The 16,720-nt window shown below is 33.4% G+C and carries 19 protein-coding genes and 1 riboswitch; all 19 genes read left to right on the plus strand.

Going from position 1 to position 16,720, the window contains the following annotated elements; translation table 11 throughout:
• Positions 1 to 161: 161 nt before the first annotated feature.
• A complete protein-coding gene (locus tag ACYQ39_RS12225) occupies positions 162 to 1,160 on the plus strand; it encodes a LacI family DNA-binding transcriptional regulator (RefSeq protein ID WP_459843509.1) in 999 nt (332 codons plus the stop codon).
• Positions 1,161 to 1,236: 76 nt separating this feature from the next.
• Positions 1,237 to 1,424, plus strand: a riboswitch (cobalamin riboswitch).
• A gap of 115 nt (positions 1,425 to 1,539) precedes the next feature.
• Positions 1,540 to 2,433, plus strand: a complete 894-nt coding sequence (locus ACYQ39_RS12230) for an ABC transporter substrate-binding protein (RefSeq protein ID WP_459843512.1) — start codon at positions 1,540 to 1,542, stop codon at positions 2,431 to 2,433.
• Positions 2,434 to 2,486: 53 nt separating this feature from the next.
• A complete protein-coding gene (locus ACYQ39_RS12235; RefSeq protein WP_459843514.1) occupies positions 2,487 to 3,524 on the plus strand; it encodes a FecCD family ABC transporter permease in 1,038 nt (345 codons plus the stop codon).
• Between the two features lie 326 nt (positions 3,525 to 3,850).
• The gene (locus ACYQ39_RS12240) at positions 3,851 to 4,612 is read left to right on the plus strand and encodes a heme ABC transporter ATP-binding protein (protein ID WP_459844357.1); all 762 of its coding nucleotides are present in this window, start codon (positions 3,851 to 3,853) and stop codon (positions 4,610 to 4,612) included.
• 34 nt (positions 4,613 to 4,646) lie between these two features.
• The gene (locus tag ACYQ39_RS12245; protein WP_459843517.1) at positions 4,647 to 5,399 is read left to right on the plus strand and encodes an energy-coupling factor ABC transporter permease; all 753 of its coding nucleotides are present in this window, start codon (positions 4,647 to 4,649) and stop codon (positions 5,397 to 5,399) included.
• Between the two features lies 1 nt (position 5,400).
• A complete protein-coding gene (locus ACYQ39_RS12250; RefSeq protein ID WP_459843520.1) occupies positions 5,401 to 5,694 on the plus strand; it encodes an energy-coupling factor ABC transporter substrate-binding protein in 294 nt (97 codons plus the stop codon).
• A 2-nt stretch (positions 5,695 to 5,696) separates the two neighbouring features.
• Positions 5,697 to 6,752 carry a nicotinate-nucleotide--dimethylbenzimidazole phosphoribosyltransferase gene (gene cobT, locus ACYQ39_RS12255; RefSeq protein WP_459843523.1) on the plus strand — a complete coding sequence of 352 codons (1,056 nt, stop codon included), beginning with the start codon at positions 5,697 to 5,699 and terminating at the stop codon, positions 6,750 to 6,752.
• A gap of 2 nt (positions 6,753 to 6,754) precedes the next feature.
• Positions 6,755 to 7,537, plus strand: a complete 783-nt coding sequence (gene cbiQ / locus ACYQ39_RS12260) for a cobalt ECF transporter T component CbiQ (protein WP_459843526.1) — start codon at positions 6,755 to 6,757, stop codon at positions 7,535 to 7,537.
• The gene (locus tag ACYQ39_RS12265; protein WP_459843528.1) at positions 7,530 to 8,360 is read left to right on the plus strand and encodes an energy-coupling factor ABC transporter ATP-binding protein; all 831 of its coding nucleotides are present in this window, start codon (positions 7,530 to 7,532) and stop codon (positions 8,358 to 8,360) included. Before cbiQ ends, ACYQ39_RS12265 begins: the two co-directional genes overlap by 8 nt.
• 14 nt (positions 8,361 to 8,374) lie before the next feature.
• The gene (locus ACYQ39_RS12270) at positions 8,375 to 8,740 is read left to right on the plus strand and encodes a sirohydrochlorin chelatase (RefSeq protein ID WP_459843530.1); all 366 of its coding nucleotides are present in this window, start codon (positions 8,375 to 8,377) and stop codon (positions 8,738 to 8,740) included.
• Between the two features lie 137 nt (positions 8,741 to 8,877).
• Complete coding sequence (locus tag ACYQ39_RS12275; protein WP_459843532.1) at positions 8,878 to 9,495, plus strand: precorrin-8X methylmutase; 618 nt, start codon at positions 8,878 to 8,880, stop codon at positions 9,493 to 9,495.
• 206 nt (positions 9,496 to 9,701) lie between these two features.
• The gene (gene cbiD / locus ACYQ39_RS12280; RefSeq protein ID WP_459843535.1) at positions 9,702 to 10,784 is read left to right on the plus strand and encodes a cobalt-precorrin-5B (C(1))-methyltransferase CbiD; all 1,083 of its coding nucleotides are present in this window, start codon (positions 9,702 to 9,704) and stop codon (positions 10,782 to 10,784) included.
• 347 nt (positions 10,785 to 11,131) lie between these two features.
• Positions 11,132 to 11,758: a precorrin-6y C5,15-methyltransferase (decarboxylating) subunit CbiE gene (gene cbiE, locus ACYQ39_RS12285; RefSeq protein WP_459843538.1), complete on the plus strand. Its 627-nt coding sequence runs from the start codon at positions 11,132 to 11,134 to the stop codon at positions 11,756 to 11,758.
• The gene (gene cbiT / locus ACYQ39_RS12290; protein WP_459843540.1) at positions 11,751 to 12,338 is read left to right on the plus strand and encodes a precorrin-6Y C5,15-methyltransferase (decarboxylating) subunit CbiT; all 588 of its coding nucleotides are present in this window, start codon (positions 11,751 to 11,753) and stop codon (positions 12,336 to 12,338) included. The genes cbiE and cbiT overlap by 8 nt, the downstream gene beginning before the upstream one ends.
• Before the next feature lie 4 nt (positions 12,339 to 12,342).
• Complete coding sequence (gene cobI, locus ACYQ39_RS12295; RefSeq protein ID WP_459843543.1) at positions 12,343 to 13,068, plus strand: precorrin-2 C(20)-methyltransferase; 726 nt, start codon at positions 12,343 to 12,345, stop codon at positions 13,066 to 13,068.
• Positions 13,069 to 13,433: 365 nt separating this feature from the next.
• Complete coding sequence (gene cobM, locus ACYQ39_RS12300; protein WP_459843546.1) at positions 13,434 to 14,189, plus strand: precorrin-4 C(11)-methyltransferase; 756 nt, start codon at positions 13,434 to 13,436, stop codon at positions 14,187 to 14,189.
• The gene (gene cbiG, locus ACYQ39_RS12305; protein WP_459843548.1) at positions 14,186 to 15,214 is read left to right on the plus strand and encodes a cobalt-precorrin 5A hydrolase; all 1,029 of its coding nucleotides are present in this window, start codon (positions 14,186 to 14,188) and stop codon (positions 15,212 to 15,214) included. Before cobM ends, cbiG begins: the two co-directional genes overlap by 4 nt.
• Positions 15,109 to 15,930: a precorrin-3B C(17)-methyltransferase gene (cobJ, locus tag ACYQ39_RS12310; RefSeq protein WP_459843550.1), complete on the plus strand. Its 822-nt coding sequence runs from the start codon at positions 15,109 to 15,111 to the stop codon at positions 15,928 to 15,930. The genes cbiG and cobJ overlap by 106 nt, the downstream gene beginning before the upstream one ends.
• A complete protein-coding gene (gene cobK, locus ACYQ39_RS12315; protein WP_459843552.1) occupies positions 15,927 to 16,673 on the plus strand; it encodes a precorrin-6A reductase in 747 nt (248 codons plus the stop codon). Before cobJ ends, cobK begins: the two co-directional genes overlap by 4 nt.
• The last annotated feature ends 47 nt before the right edge of the window (positions 16,674 to 16,720 follow it).

Here is a 16,720-nt window from a genome sequence, read left to right on the forward strand (position 1 = left end):
ATTATTATTTTCCCTCATTTACACTTTTCAAAGGATCATAGATTGATTTTATACTATTTGACAGTAATAGTTATCATAATATATAATAGTATCATCTAAGCGATTAGAATAGGTTATATACGAATAGATATTATTGATAAGGTGTTAAGGAGGGTAGATAAATGGCTACTATGAAAGATGTAGCAAAGAAAGCTGAAGTTTCAGTTGCTACTGTTTCTGCTGTTATTAATAAAGATTCAGAAGTCAATGTTAGTGATGAGTTAACTAAAAGAGTGGAACAGGCAGTAAGAGAATTAAATTATAGACCAAATAGAATAGCAAGAGCTCTTTCTAGTCAGACAACTCATACCTTAGCTTATATTGTTCCTTCTGTTAGTAATAATTTCTTTTCACAAATTGCTAAGTATATTGAAGATATGGCCTTTGAAAAGGGATATAGTGTTTACCTTTGTAATACTGAAAGTCAAATTGATAGAGCTAATTTATATACTAAGAATTTATTAGAAAATAGAGTTGATGGGATTATTACAACTTTAACTTGGGAAGTTATACAAAGTGATTTGATTGAAACAGTAATTTCAGAAGATATACCTATAGTCGGATTAGCTGGAGCGAGAGTAATTGGTGAAATTGATACCGTCACAATAGATGATTTAGCAGGAGGAAGAACTGCCACAGAACATTTGCTTAATCAAGGACATTCTAAAATTGGTTTTATTGGCGTTAAAGAGAGTAAGACAACAGAGCAGCGACTTAGCGGCTTTAAAAAAGCTCTAAATGAAGCGGGAATAGATGTAAATGAAGACTATATTGAATTAGGAGATGAATTTTCTCGACAAGAAGGTTTTCGACTTAGTAAAAGATTAATTCAGAGAAATCCTGAATTAACTGCTATCTTTGTTTATAATGACATAATGGGGACAGGAGTTATAGATAATCTAAATGAATTAGAGATAAAAATTCCTGCTGATATGGCAATTATAGGATTTGATGATAGTGTAGCTACATATATTAGACCAAATTTAAGTACTATGGCATTACCTAAGCATGAAATGTCAAGGCTTGCTATTGATATGTTATTTAAAAGAATGAAAGATGTTACAGTAGAATTAGGACATGAGAAGGTTTTACCAAAATTGATTAGAAGAGAATCTACCTAATTATTATTTTTAAATTTGATTTTAAAGAAGGAACTTTATAATCATTAAAGAATGTATCTATTAAGAAATAAAACAGAATATTAGTTACTAATTAGGTGCCTTTAGTACGGCTAAAGGAGAATAGGGAATCAGGTGTAAATCCTGAGCGGGCCCGCCACTGTAACTAGCATATTGAGCTTAAGATGCCACTCAGCTTAGACTGGGGAAGGTAGAGCTTGATGTTAAGCTAGAAGTCAGGAGACCTGCCTAGTTAGTTGATAACTATCACTTCGGTAGCAAGAAGGTAGTAGATAATAAGGATATCTATGTTTACTTATATTTACCCTCAATCTTGCTAACAAGATTGAGGGTTTTTTGATTATAAAAGAGGGGGAAAGAAATGAAACCAAAGATTAAATATACTCTTTATTTACTAGTAGCTATTATAGTATTAGGAGGAAGTGTTGCCCAAGCAACAGATTATCCAGTAACAGTAGTAGATGATTTAAATAATAAGGTGAGACTTAATAAGAAACCACAACGAATTATTTCTTTAGCACCAAATCATACTGAAACACTATTTACGTTAGGATTAGAAGATAGGATAGTAGGAGTTACTGAATATGCTGACTATCCTCAGCCTGCTACTAAAGTAACAGGGGTTGGAAATATTAAAGAGCCTAATTTAGAAAAAATAATTCAATTACAGCCAGATTTAGTTTTGGCAGCAGCATCTAATCCTAAATCAGTAATTAGGAGATTAAGGAAGTTAGGAGTTAATGTGATTGGTTTAAATCCTCAGACTATAGATGAGATCATGACTACTATTAATTTAGTAGGAAAGGTAACTGATAAAGAAAGTAAAGCAGATAAAGTTACGACTGAGATGAAAAATAAGGTTGAAAAGGTTACTAATAAGGTTAAAAGAAATGTGAAAAAGAGACCAAAAGTATTTTATGAAGTCTGGAAGAAACCTTTATATACGGCTGGGCCAAATACATTCATCAATAATTTGATTTCTTTAGCTGGTGGAGTAAATATTGCTTATGATGCCCAAAGTGCTTGGCCACAATATAGTTTTGAATCTCTGTTAGCCAAGAATCCTGCTGTTTATCTTGCTACTAATAAGGTAAGTAAGAAAGAAATTATGAAACGAGATAAGTTTCAAGATATTAAAGCAATTAAAGAAGGAAGAGTCTATATCTTAAATCCCGATATTGTTAATCGAGCTGGGCCAAGAATAGTGACTGCTTTAGAAGAGATAGCTAAAGCTATTCATCCAGAGTTATTTTAACTTTTTATTTAAAAAATTAGCAAAGAAAAACTAACAAGAAGAGTTGATGATATATGCAAACTAAAGAGAGAAAATGGCGAGTAGTTATTTTAGCATTATTTATATCTTTAGTCTTAACAGTTATACTAGCAACTAGTTTAGGAGTAGTTAAAATACCATTTCTAAAGGTAGTAAAGATTTTATTAAGTAAAGTTCCTTATGCTAAAGAGATATTTAGCATAGGGAAGGATTTTGGAATTAATGAGACTATTATTTTTAAGATTAGATTGCCTAGAGTATTATTGGCTGGCTTAGTAGGAGTAGCTTTAGCAACTTCTGGGACAGTCTTTCAAGCTTTACTAAAGAATCCAATGGCTGATCCTTATGTAATTGGAATCTCTTCTGGAGCATCTTTAGGGGCTACTATAGGTATGCTCTGGGGAGTTAAATTTTCAAATAGTATTCCTATTTTTGCTTTTATAGGAGCATTATTAACAACTTTTATTGTTTATAATTTAGCTAAAGTGGGGCAAAAGGTTTCAGTAAGTACTCTATTGTTAGCAGGAGTAGCAGTAGGTTCATTTTTATCGGCTATTGTTTCTTTATTAATGGTCTTTCATAATGAAAGTATGCAACAGATTATATTCTGGATAATGGGTAGTTTGGCTTCAGCTGATTGGGATACAGTAGAAATGATCTGGATTTATATTATATTTGGTTACCTTTTAATTTATATTTTTGCTAGGGATCTAAATATTATGTTATTAGGTGCGGAGTCAGCCCAAAGCTTAGGAATTGAAGTAGAACAGATAAAGAAGATACTATTAATGATTGGATCTTTATTGGCTGGAGTAGCAGTAGCTGGAAGTGGAGTAATTGGTTTTGTAGGTTTGATTATTCCTCATCTAGTAAGATTATTAGTTGGCCCAGACCATAGAATTTTAATTCCTAGTTCAGCTTTAGTAGGAGCAGTATTTTTAATTTTAACTGATACTTTTGCTCGGACAGTAATTGCACCTACTGAAGTTCCTGTAGGAATTATAACCTCTTTATTTGGTGGTCCTTTCTTTCTTTACTTATTAAATAAGAAGAAGACTACAAATTTTAGATAAAAGTAGAGATTGTGTCACTATAGGTGACACAGTCGTGTGTCGTGTGCTGTGTGCTATCAGCCAATTTAAAACCGTTACATTCAAAACCTCTAATTTCCTATAAATTCTATATTCTAGGGTTTTAATTGTATTCATGGTTTGACTTTGATTTAGCTCACCCTACGAGTTTCATAGAAACTCTTCGTGATAAAGACCATCTACACACAGCAGACGACAGATAGCTGTGGCACGAAAGTGCCACTTAATATCAATAATATAATAATCAGTAAAGTATACTTATAATTGTTTAAAAGGGAAGATAGGAGGAGGTAAGGATTGCTAGTAAGATCGAAGTTGATCAATTAAGTTATAAATATGGCAAAGTAGAAGTTTTACAAGAAATCAGTTTTGCTATTAAAAAAGGAGAGTTTATAGGTTTAATTGGCCCTAATGGCTCTGGAAAATCTACCTTATTGAAGAATATAAATAATATTTTTCAGCCTAATTCTGGAGCTATCTGCTTAGATGATTTTGATCTACAAGGATTTAAGAAGAAAGAAATAGCTAAAAAATTAGCCACTGTACCTCAAAATACTAGTCTTAATTTTGATTTTACAGTCAGAGAGCTAGTAATGATGGGCAGAAGTCCTTATATTGATAGATTCAGTAGTGAAACAGAAGAGGATTTAAATATAGTTAATGAAACTTTAGAGTTAACTAATACTTTAAAGTTGGCTGATAGACCTATAAGTCAACTCAGTGGCGGAGAGAGGCAGAGAGTTATTTTAACTAGAAGTTTGGCTCAACAGCCAGAAGTACTATTATTAGATGAACCAACTTCTAATTTAGATATTAATTATCAGTTAGAGATAATGGATTTATTAAGAAGGCTTAATTGTAATCAACAATTAACTATTTTAATTGTACTGCATGATTTAAATTTAGCTGCTAAATATTGTGATAAACTACTACTGCTTAAACAAGGCCAAATTTATGATTTTGGTAAGCCGAAGAATATAATTACTTCTGAAAATATAAAAGAGGTATATGGTGCAGATGTGGTAGTTAGAAAGGATTCTCCTAGTAATAGACCATATATAATTTTTTAATTTAAATACTTTTGATATATTGGGGGACTGACTTATGAAGAATAAAAATAATATCTTGGTAATAGGAATTTATTTATTAATAGGATTATTTTATTATTCAGAAAGAGTTTATGCCATGCATATAGCCGAAGGATTTTTACCTTTTAAGTGGGCAGGTTTGTGGTGGCTAGTAATTCTGCCATTTTTAGCTTTCGGAATTAAGCACCTTAGAAGATTAGCTAAAGAAGAAGGTGCTGGTGTAAAGATATTATTAGCAGTAGCTGGAGCTTTTATCTTTGTATTATCATCACTTAAACTACCTTCTTTAACAGGTAGTTCTTCTCACCCAACTGGTATAGGATTAGGAGCTATTTTATTTGGACCGTGGCCTATGGTTGTGTTAGGATGTATTGTACTTATTTTTCAAGCTGTGTTGTTGGCTCATGGTGGAATAACTACTTTAGGGGCTAACCTTTTTTCTATGGCAGTAGTAGGGGCATTTGTAGCTTATGGAGTTTATAAGTTGATTAGAAAGTTAGGGTTATCTGTTAGTCTAGCAGTATTTTTAGGAGCTACTTTAGGTAATCTGATGACCTATGTGACTACAGCTACTCAATTGGCTGTGGCTTTTCCTGCTCAACAAGGAGGTTTTATAGTTTCACTTGCTAAATTTATGGGTGTATTTGCAGTTACGCAACTTCCTTTATCTGTTATTGAAGGATTGCTAACAGTCTTGATTTTTAATTTAATTAGTAGATATAGTGAGAATGAACTACAACATTTATTAGTTCTGTCTAAGGAGGGCTAGTATGAGTTTAACTAATAAGAACTTAATATTATTAATGGTAATAGTAGTTTTAGTTATAGCCCCATTATTAATTAATCCTAAGGCTGAATTTGGGGGAGCTGATGGAACTGCTCAAGGAATAATCAAAGAAGTAAGCCCTAATTATGAACCTTGGTTTCATGTTATTTGGAAGCCTCCAAGTGGAGAAATTGAAAGTCTACTTTTTGCTTTACAAGCTGCTTTAGGAGCAGGAGTTATAGGTTATTATATTGGATTGAAACAGACAAAGTTTAAATTTAAAGAAAGAGAGGCATAAAAATGAGTTTATTAGAAGAGACAGTTACAAAAATTGAAAAGTTAGATCAAGAAAAGATGGATCTGGTCCAAAAAAGGTTAGATAGTTTAACTAAACCACCAGGTAGTTTAGGTAAGTTAGAAAAGATTGCAGTTAAATTAGCTGGAATAACTGGAAAGTTATTTCCTAAGGTTGACCAGAAACATCATGTTGTAATGGCTGCTGATCATGGAGTAGTAACAGAAGGGGTAAGTGCTTTTCCTCAAGAAGTCACTACCCAGATGGTGTATAATTTTTTGAATGGAGGAGCTGCTGTTAATGTGTTGGCTAAACAGATGGAAGCGGAAGTGACAGTAGTAGATATAGGTGTTGCTAATGAATTAGAAACTGAGAATTTAGTTGTTAAGAAAGTAAAACAAGGAACTGATAATTTAGCCCAAGGGCCTGCTATGTCTCATCAGGAAGCTAGGGCTGCTTTAGAAGTAGGGGTTGAAGTTGGAGAAGATTTAATTTCTCAAGGAGCTAATTTGATTGGAACAGGTGAGATGGGGATAGGAAATACTACGGCTAGTAGTGCTATTTTAGCTACTATTACTAATCTATCATTAGATGAGATAGTTGGTCATGGGACAGGAATTAGTAAAGAAAAATTAAACAATAAAAAACAGGTAATTGCTCAGTCTTTAGAAGTAAATCAACCTCAAGTTAATGATGGAATTGATATTTTAGCTAAAGTAGGTGGTTTAGAGATAGCAGGTATGGCTGGAGTTATGTTAGCAGCAGCTGCTAATCGAGTACCGGTTATAGTAGATGGTTTAATTTCAGGAGCTGCAGCTTTGATTGCTAAGAAACTCAACCCACAGGTTACAGATTACTTGATTCCATCACATAAATCAGTAGAACCAGGCCATATTGAAATCTATAATCTGTTAGATTTAGAACCATTATTAGATTTGGATATGAGATTAGGAGAAGGAACAGGAGCAGTTTTGAGTATGAATTTAGTAGAAGCTGCAACTAAGATTATCAGTGATATGGCTACTTTTGAAGAGGCTCAGATAGCAGCAGGAACAGAATAGAGATGTTAGATATTGATCAGTATGCTTATTCCAATCAATTACGTTCAATTCATCCAGGAGAAAAGTTGTTATTTGCTATATTAACAATGATAATCTGTTTAGTTGCTAATTCTATAGTTACTTCTTTATTTATTATTTTATTGATGGTTGGAGCTATTATTCTAGGAGCTAAGATTTCTAGTCAGGTAGTTATTAAATTGTTTATGATTCCTAGTTCTTTTTTATTGATTAGCATAATGCCTATTATAATTTCTATTAGTAGAGCGAATAATCATTTTTTATGGTATCTAAATTTATGGGGAATTAATTTAGGGATTAGTAGGCAGAATATTATTTTTGCTTTACAGCTGACTTTTAAATCTTTAGCGACAGTATCTAGTCTCTATTTTTTAGCTTTAACTACTCCCATGGTAGAAATAATTTCAGTTTTAAGAAAGCTTAAATTACCTGAGATTTTTATTGAATTGATGCTTTTAATCTATCGGTTATTATTTATATTTTTAGAAAGTGCTGAACAGATTAGGATTTCCCAATTATCTCGATTAGGCTATTCTTCTTTTAGGAAATCTTTATCTTCTTTAAGTCAACTAGTTTCTAATTTATTTATTGAAGTTTACCATCGAGCTCGGAAGTTGCAAATAGCACTGGAAGCTAGAGGATATAAGGGACAGATAAAGGTGATAAATTATGATTATACAATATCTATTAGAAATTTAATAGTTATTATTTTAATAGAAGTGATTTTAGTTGTAGTTGCTGTATTAGGAGGAGATTTAATTGTCTAACCCAATAATTGAAGTTAGAGATATTCAATTTAGCTATCAAGATGGTACTGAAGTATTACAAAATTTATCCTTAACTATTCCTAAAGGGGAAAGAGTAGCTATATTAGGGCCAAATGGAGCAGGAAAGTCTACTTTATTCCTTCATTTAAATGGTATTTTACAACCTCAGCAAGGGGAGATGTTATTTAAAGAAAAAAAGATTAAGTATGATCAAAGATCATTAACAGAGTTAAGAAAAAGGGTTGGTATTGTCTTTCAGGAGCCTGATAGTCAGTTGTTTTCGGCAGATGTTATGCAGGAGATCTCTTTTGGTCCTTTAAACCTAGGCTTGGCTCAAGAAGAGGTAAAAAGTAGGGTTCATCAGATAATGGAGACAATAGGAATCAGTAATTTAAAAGATAAACCAGTTCAACAGTTAAGTTATGGGCAGAAGAAGAAGGTTTCAATTGCAGATGTTTTAGTAATGGAACCAGAGGTGATTATTTTTGATGAACCAACAGTTTGGCTCGATCCACAAGCTACAGAAGAAATAATGGCTCTTTTTAAGCAACTACAACAGTCAGGAATAACAGTAGTTATTGCTACTCATGATGTTGATTTAGCTTATTCTTGGGCTGATTATACTTATATTATGAAGCAAGGAAGAATGATTGGGCAAGGAAAGCCAGAAAAAATTTTTCAAAATCAAGAACTTATAGAAGAAGCCAATCTAACTCAACCTTGGCTAGTAGAAGTTTATAATCGACTTAAAACTAAAGGGGGATTAGATAATGAGATTATTCCTAAAGGTAAAGAAGAACTTTTAAGAATGATTGAAGATTAGAAGGAGGAGCTAATATGAAGACAGGAATTATTATTTTAGGGCATGGTAGCAGAACTAATGAAGCGAATTCAGTTTTTGCTAAAATTGTAGAGATGATTGAAGATAAGGTCGATTATGATCTAGTTGAGCGGGCATCAATGGAGTTAGCAGAGCCAAATTTAGAACAGAGCGTGGCTAAAGTAGCTAAGCAAGGAGTGAATAAAGTAATTATTATTCCTTTATTTTTATTTCCTGGGGTACATATTCAAGAAGATATTCCAGAATTAATTAAAGAAGTTGAAGATAAATATCCAGAGATTGAATTTGTATTTGGTAAGAATATTGGGGCAAATGAAAAAATTGCAGAAATTTTAGTAGATCAAATCAAAGCAGTGGGATAACAGTGTACAGTGAACAGTTGACAGTGAACAGTTAAGAATCTAAAAATAATTTTTCATAAAATCTAGAATATAAAGAAAAAATGACTGTAAAATGTAAATTGTACATTGTCAATTGATAAAAAATAAGGAGGGATAGAATGGAGATTCTACAAGATCCAAAGGAAATTGAGCGAAGGAGTATGGAAATTATAAAAGAAGAGATAGGTGAACTTGACTGTTCAGCTAAAGAAGAAAAGGTAGTTAAGAGAGTAGTTCATGCTACAGCTGATCCAGAATTTACGGAATTAGTAATTATTTCTGATGAGGCTATAGAATCTGGTTTGCAAGCTTTAGAATCAGGGGCCAACATTGTAACAGATGTTAATATGTTAAGAGCAGGGATTAATAAGCGTAAAGTTAGTGCCTTAGGAGGCCAAGTTAATTGTTTTATTAGTGACAAAAAGGTTGCTAAAAAGGCTAAAGAAGCAGGAATTACTAGATCAATGATGTGTATGCGTCAGGCAATAAAAAATAAGGATAATCAAGTCTTTGTAATTGGTAATGCTCCAACTGCTTTATTTGAATTAATTAAGTTGGTTAAAGTAGACAAGGCCAATCCAGCCTTAATCATTGGAACTCCTGTTGGTTTTGTAGGAGCTAAAGAGTCTAAACTAGAACTAGAAAAATTAGATATTCCTTATATTACTGTGCGAGGTAGAAAAGGTGGTAGTGCAGTAGCAGCATCTATTATGAATGCACTGCTTTATATGGATTGATAATTAAGTGTCAGTGTGAGGAATTAGTGTCAGTGACTGATATAAAGTGCCACTTTATATTAGCTGTGAGTCGTGGGATATGAGTCGTGAGTCCAGTCAGTATCAAAATAATAAATTTAATTCATGCTCCTAAAATATATGGTTTTGACTTAGCTCATAGCTCACAACTCAAAACTCATGACTATGTTAATTAGAGGAGTAGTTCAATGACTTTTGAAAGTTATGTTATTAAGAATGGCAAGAGGTTAAGACGAGGTTATACAACTGGTAGTACTGCTACAGCAGCAGCTAAAGCAGCAACTGAGCTATTTTTCAGTGGACAAAAGATTAATCAAGTTCAGATTGATACACCAGCTGGAATTGAGCTTGACTTAGAAGTAGTAAATATTAAGTTAGATCCTGATTATGCTCAAGCTGCTATTATTAAAGATGGTGGTGATGATCCTGATGTAACAGATGGTTTAGAGATTAGAGCTAAAGTAGAAAGAATTGATTCAGGGATTGAGCTTGTAGGAGGAACAGGAGTAGGAAAAGTTACTAAACCCGGCTTACCAGTAGATAAAGGGCAGGCTGCTATTAATCCAGTTCCGCGCCAGATGATACGAGAAGAAGTTAGTAAAGTTTTACCTTCAGAGGCTGGAGTGAGAATAACTATTGAAGTACCTAAAGGAGTAGAGACAGCTCAAAAAACATTAAATCCTAAGCTAGGAATTAAAGGTGGTATCTCTATCTTAGGCACAACAGGAATAGTCGAACCAATGTCTGAAGAGGCCTATAAAGATTCTTTAGCTATAGGAATTGATCAAGCCCAGGCCATTGGAGTAGAAGAGTTGGTACTAGTCTTTGGTAACTACGGAAAGAAGCAAGCTATAGAATTAGGCTTTAAAGAGGAACAAATTATTAGAATGAGTAATTTTGTTGGTTTTATGTTAGACCATTGTATGAGGCAGGAAGTAGAGCAGATAGTTCTGATAGGTCATATTGGTAAATTAGTTAAAGTAGCCGCCGGAGTTTTTAATACACATAGTAAGATAGCAGATGCTAGATTAGAAACAATAGCAGCTTATACGGCTTCATTAGGTGGTAGCCAAGAGTTGATTAACAGAATTTTAACAGCCAATACTGCCGAAGAGGCAGTGGGAATAGTTAAAGGTACAGAGTGGGAAGAAGTCTTTAATCTGTTGGCTAAAAGGGTGATGATTAGAGCTCAGGATTATACTGATAATGCTTTAGAAGTAAAGAGTCTACTATTTTCTATGGAGGATGGAGTCGTTGGAAAGTGCAGTTGATAGTGTACAGTTGACAGTTGAAGGTTACTAATATAGGTGGTTAAGTTTAAAGTGATATAGTGTGTCACTTTCAGTGACACAGCTGTGAGCTATTTGCTATGTGCTATCAGCAGATTTTCACGGAGAGTCCGTAGGACTCATAGGAGTTCAAAAGCTTTAAATTCAAAAACTAAATTCTTACAATTCCGATATTCTAAGGAGTCAAAATATATCTGTGGTTTTGAATTTGACTTAGCCGACGACTGACGACAGACGACTGATAGCTATGGCACAAAGTGCCACTTTATATCAATTAAGTTAAATTATGAGCATCTAATTTAAAAGTGAAATGGAAAGGGTTTATCTACATGAATAAAATCTATGTTGCAGGAATTGGACCAGGAACTGAAGATTATCTGTTACCAATTACTAAAAAGATTGTTAGTAAGTCAGATGTCTTAATTGGGGGCCAAAGAGCTTTAGATTTGTTTGCTGAATCTGATAAAGAGAAGATAAAAATTACTGCTAATTTAGAAGAGATTAAAGATTATATTATAGAAAATTACAAACAACAGCAGATAGTTGTCTTGGTATCTGGAGACCCTGGTCTGTATAGTATGTTAAGTTATTTAAAAAGATATTTTGTTGAAGATAAATTAGAGGTTATTCCCGGAGTTAGTGCTTTACAGTTAGGATTTGCTAAAGGTAAAATGGTTTGGCAAGATGCTAAAATTACTAGTTTACATGGCAGTGATAATCGACAGAAACTAGTAAAGTTAGTTAAAGAAGAAACTAAAGTAGGTTTCTTTACTGACCAGCAGTTTCCACCACAAGAGATTGCTAAATTTTTATTAGAACAGGGAGTGACTACTAAACAGGGACTAGTAGCTGAGAACTTAGCTTATTCTTCAGAGCGAATGATCAGAGGAAGTCTGATTAAGTTGAGCCAAGAAAAATTTGGAGGATTATCAGTCATGGTGATCTATGATGAGTAGCTGGTCTTATCAAACTCCAGGGATTCCTGATGTTGAATTTATTAGAGATAATGTACCAATGACTAAAGAAGAGGTTAGAGCAGTTACTATCTCTAAACTGAGGTTGAAAAGAGATAGTATTGTTTATGATATAGGAGCTGGAACAGGGTCTTTAACAGTAGAAGCTGCTCTGCAAGCTAAGCAGGGTAGAGTCTATGCTATAGAAAGGGAAGTTGATGGAGTTGAGTTAATTAGGAATAACTTAACTAAGTTTGAATTAGATAATGTAGAGGTAATTGGCCAAGAAGCTCCTGCAGCACTTAAGGATCTACCAACAGTTGAGCGGGTGATGATTGGTGGGAGTGGGGGCCAACTTGATAAGATTTTGAAAGTAGTGGATCAGAAGCTAGTTAATAATGGTCGAGTAGTAATCAATGCTATTACTTTAGATACTTTGACTACTGCTAGAGAAGAGTTAGAAAGGTTAGATTATGACTTAGAAATCTGTAATCTAGCAGTTACTAGAACCAAGGAAGTAGGAGAGTATCAAATGCTACAAGGAATGAATCCAGTATACATTATTAGTGGAATTAAGAGGTGATAAGATGGTCGGTAAATTATATGGACTGGGAGTTGGCCCAGGTGATCCAGAGTTAATAACTTTAAAGACAAAACGAATTTTAGAAGAAGTTGACCTAATTTGTACTCCTCAATCTAAACGTAAAAAAGATAGTCTAGCATTAGAGATTGTAAAAGAAGTAGTTGACTGTCAAGAGAGGGTAAATGAATTATACTTTCCTATGACTCGTGACCAAGATAAATTAAAAGCAGCTTGGGAAGAAGCTAGTCAAGAAATAGTTAATTTACTACAGCAAGGTAAGGATGTAGCTTTTATTACTTTAGGTGATCCTTTATTGTATAGTACTTATATTTATATCTTAAAGAAGATTAAGACTAAGTATCCTAAGATAGATTTAAGAACAATTCCAGGGATTACTTCAGTTAATGCGGCTAGTTCTCGTCTTAATCTACCTTTAACTGAAGGTGATGAAAAGATAGCTATTGTTCCTGCTACTTCTAATTTAGAGGAACTAGAGGATATATTATCTAAATTTTCTAATGTAGTACTAATGAAAGTAAGTAAAAATTATGATGCACTTGTTGATTTATTGACTGAATTGGACTTAAAAGATAATGCTACCTTCATTAGTCGCTGTGGTCAAGAGATAGAATTTATTACTTCAGATTTAGATTCTTTAGTAGGAGAAAAGATAGATTATTTATCGATGATTATTGTTAAAGCTAGTGGCAAGTGTGAGGAATCTGTGTGAATAAATGAAACATTATTGATATATTGCGTCACTTTAATTGATAATTGAGAATTGACAATTAATAGTTAAAACTAAAAGCAATTAAGCTCTAAAGAGCCCCATTATTAAAATAATCTTTTCTTTTTTAAAGACTTTGAATTTGGGAGAAATAATGTTTGAACGGAGCGGTTATAAAGTATAAATACTTAATAAAAAAGCTTTTAATTGTTTAATATGACGTAGTATTTTAGTTTAAATAACTTTGAGTAGCGATAAGTGAGTTTTATTTCTCCGAAATAGCTTTTGAACTTAAAGTTTTATCGAAACTTTTTGATAAAAGTGACACTTAATATCAATTAAGTTTAAAATTAAAAAGGAGGTTAAATATGAAAGTATACTTTATTGGGGCAGGTCCAGGTGATCCAGAGTTATTAACAATCAAAGGAAAGAAGGCTTTAGAAGAAGCTGAAGTAGTTATTTATGCTGGTTCATTAGTTAATCCAGAAATTTTAGAGTATGCACCACAGGCTGAGGTTTATAATAGCGCAGGAATGACGCTAGAGGAAGTAGTTACTAAGATGGAAGAAGCTAGAGCAGAAGGTAATACAGTAGCAAGGGTACATACAGGTGATCCAAGTATTTATGGGGCTTTACAAGAGCAGATTGATTATTTAAAGCAAGCAGAGATTGATTATGAAATAATTCCTGGAGTGAGTTCATTTTTAGCTGCTGCTGCAGCTGTTGAACGAGAGTTTACGCTACCGGATGTAGCTCAAACTGTAATTATTACTAGGCTAGAAGGTAGAACTCCTGTACCTAAGAAAGAACAATTACATAAGTTAGCTAAACATAATACTTCACTGGCTATCTTTTTAAGTATTCATATGATTGATGAAGTAGTTGAGGAATTGAAAGAAGAATATTCTCAAGAGACTCCAATAGCCGTTGTACAAAAAGCATCTTGGAGTGATGAAAGGGTAGTCCAAGGAAAGTTATCTAATATAGTTGGTAAAATTGAAGCTGCTGGAATTGATAGAACAGCTATGATTCTAGTAGGTGACTTTTTAGATACAGATTATAGTCACTCTAAGTTATATGATAAGAACTTTAGTCATGGCTTTAGAAAGGCTAAAGAAGAATGAAATTAGCTGTGATTGCTTTAACTGAAGCAGGAAAAGAGTTGGCTTATAGCTTAGATGAATTGCTAGAAGTCGATTTATATTTAGCAGCTAAGGTTGAGTCTAGAAAGGATGTAAATACCTTTGATTCTTCATTAAAGGAACTGGTTAGTAAGTTATTTACTCAGTATGATGGGTTGATCTTTATTATGGCTTTAGGAATTGTGGTTAGAGTAATATCACCTTATCTTAGAGATAAAAGAGAGGATCCGGCTGTGATTACAGTTGATGAGACAGCTGAGAATGTAATTAGTACTTTATCAGGTCACTTAGGAGGGGCCAACCAGTTAACTAACCAAGTTGCTAGTTTAATTGAGGCTAATCCAGTAATTACAACGGCCACTGATTGTCAGGATAAATTGGCTTTTGATCTGTTAGCAAAGAAGCTCAATTGTGAAGTTGTACCTTGGAAAAATTTAAAGTTAGCTAATGCAGCTTTAGTTAATGGAAGGCAGGTCAATATTTTTACAGATTTAGAATTGGATTTAAATTTAGCAGAAGAGGTTAGTTTATTTCCTCTAGAGCAGTTAGGAGAAGTAGAAGGTTTTCCAGTTATTATTTCTAACCAAGATATTAAACTGACAAAACCTTATTTACAACTAATCCCGCAGAATATAGTGGTAGGTGTTGGATGTCGCAGAGGAGTTAGTGCTAACCAAGTTAAAACAGCGATTTTCTCTGCTTTACAGAAGTTAGATTTACATCAGGCAAGTATTAAAAAATTGGCTACTATAGATTTAAAAGAAGATGAGGCTGGTATCATAGATACGGCCAAAGAGCTAGATATACCAGTTGATATTATTGCTAGAGAGGAGATTAAAGAGGCTGATTTAGACTATACAAGATCAGAATTTGTTAAAGAACAGATAGGAGTTGGTGGAGTATGCGAGCCAGCAGCCCAGTTGAGTATTCAAAAGGGGGAGTTACTATTACCGAAAACAATCAACAACAAAGTAACAGTAGCACTGGTAAGGGAGAACTTTATGTAGTAGGAGTTGGCCCAGGAGATATTGAACAGATGAGTCTTAAGGCCTATCGTCTACTACAGGAAGTAGATGTGGTAGTTGGTTATAAGACTTATATTAACCTAGTAAGTGAGATATTATCTGATGAACAAGAGATAGTAAGTACTGGTATGGGAGCAGAGGTTGAACGAAGTGAAAAGGCAATTGAGTTAGCTAATCAAGGTCAGAAAGTAGCAATAGTTAGTAGTGGCGATCCAGGAGTTTATGGTATGGCTGGTTTGATTTTAGAGTTGGTGGTTACAAAAAAATTAGATATTTCAGTAGAGATAGTACCAGGAATTACAGCTGCAAATGCTGCTGCTTCCTCTTTAGGAGCGCCTTTAATGCATGATTATGCTGTAATTAGTCTTAGTGATTTATTGACTCCTTGGCTAGTAATTAAAGATAGATTGGTTAAAGCTGCTCAAGGTGATTTTATTATAGCTCTTTATAATCCTAAGAGTAGACAACGAGTTGAGCAGATTGAGATAGCTAGAGAGATATTTTTAGAGCATAGACCTGCTGATACTCCAGTAGGAATTGTTCGTAAAGCTAAACGTGGAGCGGAAGAAGTAACAATTACAACCTTAGAAGATATGTTAAAACATAAAATTGATATGTTGACTACTGTAATTATTGGAAATTCAGAAACATTTACAGCTCAAGATTTAATGACTACTCCGCGAGGTTATCAAGTATGATTTTAGTATTAGCGGGAACTAAAGATAGTCGAGAGATAATCAAAAGTTTGCAACAGGCAGCCTATCCTGTTATTGCCTCAGTAGTGACTGATTATGGCTATCAACTACTAGATGAATTAGGTATTAAAGTAATTAAAGGAAAGTTAAATTTAGAGAAGATGAAGAATTTAATTAAAGAGTATAATATTGAAACTATTATTGATACTACCCATCCTTTTGCTCAACAAGTTTCTTATAATGCACTTGAGGTAAGTAAAAAGTTAGATAGAAAATATATTAGATTTGAACGAAAAGAAGTAGAAGTTCCAGATAATAATTTAGTAATTAAAGCCGCAGGATACCAAGAGGTAGTTAAAGAAGTAAAGGAGTTCAAAAGAATATTATTGACTATTGGAAGTAAGAATTTAGACTTCTTTGTTGAAGAAATAGAGAATTGGCAGGAGCGATTGGTAGCTAGAGTATTACCTAATGGTAAGTTTATTAAGCAGGTAGAAAAATTAGGGTTTACTCCACAAAATTTAATTGCTATGCAAGGACCTTTCAGTAAAGAATTAAATAAGATTCTATTAAGAGACTATAATATTGATTTGCTGGTAACAAAAGCAAGTGGCAAAACAGGAGGATTAGACACTAAATTGGAAGCCGCTTTAGAATTAGAGATACCAGTCTTGTTAATTACTAGACCTAACTTGCCTTATCCTAAAGTAGTTGATAGTTATTGTGGATTATTAGAAGAGTTATAAAAATAATATCTGGGAAAGGTCAAAGACCTAACCCCAGATATTATTTT

Source organism: Halanaerocella petrolearia (genome assembly GCF_054657875.1).

What these genes read in the sequence shown, in the direction of transcription:
- cobM (WP_459843546.1), top strand. Translation starts at nt 13,434, where the DNA reads ATGAAAGTATACTTTATTGGGGCAGGTCCAGGTGATCCAGAGTTATTA.
- ACYQ39_RS12245 (WP_459843517.1), top strand. Translation starts at nt 4,647, where the DNA reads ATGAAGAATAAAAATAATATCTTGGTAATAGGAATTTATTTATTAATA.
- ACYQ39_RS12230 (WP_459843512.1), top strand. Translation starts at nt 1,540, where the DNA reads ATGAAACCAAAGATTAAATATACTCTTTATTTACTAGTAGCTATTATA.
- cbiG (WP_459843548.1), top strand. Translation starts at nt 14,186, where the DNA reads ATGAAATTAGCTGTGATTGCTTTAACTGAAGCAGGAAAAGAGTTGGCT.
- cobT (WP_459843523.1), top strand. Translation starts at nt 5,697, where the DNA reads ATGAGTTTATTAGAAGAGACAGTTACAAAAATTGAAAAGTTAGATCAA.
- cbiE (WP_459843538.1), top strand. Translation starts at nt 11,132, where the DNA reads ATGAATAAAATCTATGTTGCAGGAATTGGACCAGGAACTGAAGATTAT.
- cbiQ (WP_459843526.1), top strand. Translation starts at nt 6,755, where the DNA reads ATGTTAGATATTGATCAGTATGCTTATTCCAATCAATTACGTTCAATT.
- ACYQ39_RS12250 (WP_459843520.1), top strand. Translation starts at nt 5,401, where the DNA reads ATGAGTTTAACTAATAAGAACTTAATATTATTAATGGTAATAGTAGTT.
- cobI (WP_459843543.1), top strand. Translation starts at nt 12,343, where the DNA reads ATGGTCGGTAAATTATATGGACTGGGAGTTGGCCCAGGTGATCCAGAG.
- ACYQ39_RS12225 (WP_459843509.1), top strand. Translation starts at nt 162, where the DNA reads ATGGCTACTATGAAAGATGTAGCAAAGAAAGCTGAAGTTTCAGTTGCT.
- ACYQ39_RS12235 (WP_459843514.1), top strand. Translation starts at nt 2,487, where the DNA reads ATGCAAACTAAAGAGAGAAAATGGCGAGTAGTTATTTTAGCATTATTT.
- cbiT (WP_459843540.1), top strand. Translation starts at nt 11,751, where the DNA reads ATGAGTAGCTGGTCTTATCAAACTCCAGGGATTCCTGATGTTGAATTT.
- ACYQ39_RS12270 (WP_459843530.1), top strand. Translation starts at nt 8,375, where the DNA reads ATGAAGACAGGAATTATTATTTTAGGGCATGGTAGCAGAACTAATGAA.
- cobJ (WP_459843550.1), top strand. Translation starts at nt 15,109, where the DNA reads ATGCGAGCCAGCAGCCCAGTTGAGTATTCAAAAGGGGGAGTTACTATT.
- cobK (WP_459843552.1), top strand. Translation starts at nt 15,927, where the DNA reads ATGATTTTAGTATTAGCGGGAACTAAAGATAGTCGAGAGATAATCAAA.
- cbiD (WP_459843535.1), top strand. Translation starts at nt 9,702, where the DNA reads ATGACTTTTGAAAGTTATGTTATTAAGAATGGCAAGAGGTTAAGACGA.
- ACYQ39_RS12275 (WP_459843532.1), top strand. Translation starts at nt 8,878, where the DNA reads ATGGAGATTCTACAAGATCCAAAGGAAATTGAGCGAAGGAGTATGGAA.